The sequence below is a fragment of the Streptomyces odonnellii genome, from assembly GCF_000981895.1.
GTDB classification, from domain to species: Bacteria; Actinomycetota; Actinomycetes; order Streptomycetales; family Streptomycetaceae; genus Streptomyces; species Streptomyces odonnellii.
Map to the genome: position 1 here is coordinate 1 of NZ_LATD01000484.1, position 3,116 is coordinate 3,116.

A 3,116-nucleotide genomic window follows, 5' to 3' on the forward strand; every position below is an offset into this window, starting at 1 on the left:
CGCCGGCGCTTCGGTCGTCGGCGCCGGGGTCCCGGCCGTCCCGGCCGCCCCGATAACGAGTGCCGCGTTGTCGGACCCCTGTGCGATGCTCTGGCCCGTGGAGACCAGGTCCGTCAGCCCGGTGTTCGTCGGCAGGGCCGGCGAGCTGACCGCGCTCACCGAAGCGCTCGCCCGCGCCACCGCGGGCGAGCCCCAAGCGCTGCTCATCGCCGGTGAGGCCGGGGTCGGCAAGACCCGGCTCGTGGAGGAGCTGTGCTCCGTCGCGTGCGCCAGGAACGCGGTCGTGGCGGTCGGCGGATGCGTGGAGATCGGCGCGGACGGGCTGCCGTTCGCGCCCTTCTCCACGGCCCTGCGCTCCCTGCGCCGCCAGTTGCCCGAAGAGCTGGCGGCGGCCGCCGAGGGCCAGGAAGCCGAGCTGGCCAGGATCCTGCCCGAGCTGGGCCGGCCCGACCGGGGCGCGCTCGGCGAGGACGGCACGGCCAGGCTGTTCGAGCTGGCGGCCCGGCTGCTGGAGCGGCTGGCGGCCGATCGTACGGTCGTGCTCGTCCTGGAGGATCTGCACTGGGCGGACGCCTCCACCCGCCATCTCCTCGCCTATCTCTTCCGCGCTCTGCGCCGCGGCCGGCTGGTCGTGCTCGCCACCTACCGCGCCGACGACATCCACCGCCGCCATCCGCTGCGCCCGCTCCTCGCCGAGCTGGACCGGCTGCGGTCCGTCCGGCGGATCGAGCTGTCCCGGTTCACCCGGGCCGAAGTGCTCCGTCAGCTCACCGGCATCCTCGCGGCCGAACCGGACCCCGCGCTGCTCGACGACATCTTCGAACGCTCCGACGGCAACGCCTTCTTCGTGGAGGAGCTGGCCTGCTCCCTCGGCTGCGGCTGTGGCTCCGGGCTGAGCGACTCGCTGCGCGATCTGCTGCTCGTACGGGTCGAGGCGCTGCCCGAGGACGCCCAGCGGGTCGCCCGTATCGTCGCCGAGGGCGGCACCACCGTCGAATACCCGCTGCTGCTGGCGGTGGGGCGGCTCGCCGAGGACGATCTCATCGAGGCGCTGCGGGCAGCCGTGGGCGCCAATATCCTGCTGCCCACCGCGGACGGCGACGGCTACCGCTTCCGGCACTCCCTGGTGCGCGAGGCGGTCAGCGACGATCTGCTGCCCGGCGAGCGGTCCCGGCTCAACCGGCGCTACGCGGAGGTGCTGGAGGCCCAGCCCTCGCTCGTACGGGCCGATGAGCGCGCCACCCGGCTGGCCAGCCACTGGTACCACGCGCACGATGTCGCGAAGGCCCTCCCCGCCGTCCTGAAGGCCTCCGTCGAGGCACGGGAGCGCTATGCCTACTCCGAGCAACTGCGGCTGCTGGAGCGGGCGATGGAGCTGTGGGACGACGCCCCCGAGGCCGTAAGGAACACCCTGCGCCCACCGGACGACGCCGACACCGAGGTCTATCCGCTCTGCGCCGCCACCCCGTCCAATCCGCTCACGTATCTGGACCTGATGGCGGAGGCGACGGTCGCCGCCCGGGTCGGCGGCGAGCGCGAACGGGCCCTGGCGATAGCGAAGAAGGCCCTCCGCGCCCTGGACGGCGAGGACGGCGAGGGCGATCCGCTGCGGGCCGCGTGTCACGCGGCGACGGCTGGCCGGAACTCGCCATCGCCGAGAAGCTCGTACAAGGACTCCAGCCGTCGGCCGTGCACGCGGAGGTCCTGGCCAGTGTCGCCGCGTGGGGTGCGCTGCACCGGCCGGGGCCCGACAGCCTGGTCGCCGCCAACCGCGCCGTCGAGTACGCCAGGCTGGTCGGCGCCGAGCACACCGAGCTGCACGCCCGCCTCACCCGCGGCTGGCTCACCGCCGACGCCGGGGGAGTGGACGAGGGCATAGCCGAGATGTACGAGGTGCGCGACCGGGCCGACGAGCTGGGCGCGGTCGCGGTGCTGGGCCGCGCCAGCATCAATCTGCCCTCCACCCTGGAGAGCATGGGCCGCTCCGAGGAAGCGGTGACGGCGGCGGACTGGGGCACGGCCGTCACCCATCAGCGCGGGCTCGCCGACACCGAGGCCTGGGTCCGGGGCAACCAGGCCCAGTCGCTCTACGCCCTGGGCCGCTGGTCCGAGGCGGACGCCGTCCTGGACATCGCCGCCGGGCTCGCCCACTCCGGCAAGGCACGTTGCATCGTCGCCATACGCCGCGCGGAGCTGGCCCTGAGCCGCGGTGAACTCGACGAGGCGGCCCGGCAGGTGGAGCTGGGCCGCGGTTTCATCGGCACCCATGACCAGCAGCCGCAGCACTTCATCACCCCCGCCCGGGTGATGATCGGTGTCGCCGCCGCGCGCGGCGCGCCGGCCGAGGCCAGGGCCGAGCTGGCGCGACTGACCGAGAACGGCGCGAGCAGCTTTCCGCCGGGCACCCAGCGGTACGCGCTGCCGCTGCTGTGCGCGGCGGCGGCCATGGAGGCGGACGCCAGGGGCCTGCCGGGCGCGGACGCCGGACGGCCCGAGGTGCTCGCGTCGATACGCGCCCACGCCAAGCGGCTGCCCACGCTCGTACCGGTCTGGCGTGCGTACGGCGTGATGCTGGAGGCCGAGCTGGCACGCGCGCAGGGCACCGCGGCCCCGGAGGCCTGGGCGCGGGTCGTCACGGCCTTCGAGGAGACCGGGCGCCCCTATGAACTGGCGCTGGCCCGCGGGCGTTGGGCCGCCGCCCTGCTGGACGCGCACGGCGACCGCGCGGAAGCGGCGCGGCTGCTCGTACAGGCCCATGGAACGGCCGTGGACCTCGGGGCGCGGCCTCTCGCCGAGGATCTCGCGCTGCTGGCGGGCCGGGCCCGTATCAGCCTCGCCGCGGGTCCCGGCGCCGGCACAGCTCAGGCGTCGGACACAGCCGCCGGCCCCGGCCAGGATCCCGCCCGCTCACTGGGCCTGACTCCCCGCGAGCAAGATGTCCTCCGTCTTGTCGCGGCCGGTCACAGCAACCGCCGGATCGCCACCGAGCTGTACATCTCGCCCAAGACCGCGAGCGTCCATGTGTCCAACATCCTGGCCAAGCTGGGTGTCTCGGGCCGTACGGAAGCGGCGGCACTCTCGCACCGCCTGCGCCTCTTCCCGGACCTGGCCGAGGT

1 pseudogene is annotated in these 3,116 nt (G+C 74.4%); it reads left to right on the plus strand.

The window, feature by feature from the left end:
- Positions 1 to 3,116 (plus strand): annotated as a pseudogene (locus WH07_RS41575) (helix-turn-helix transcriptional regulator); the annotation flags it as partial.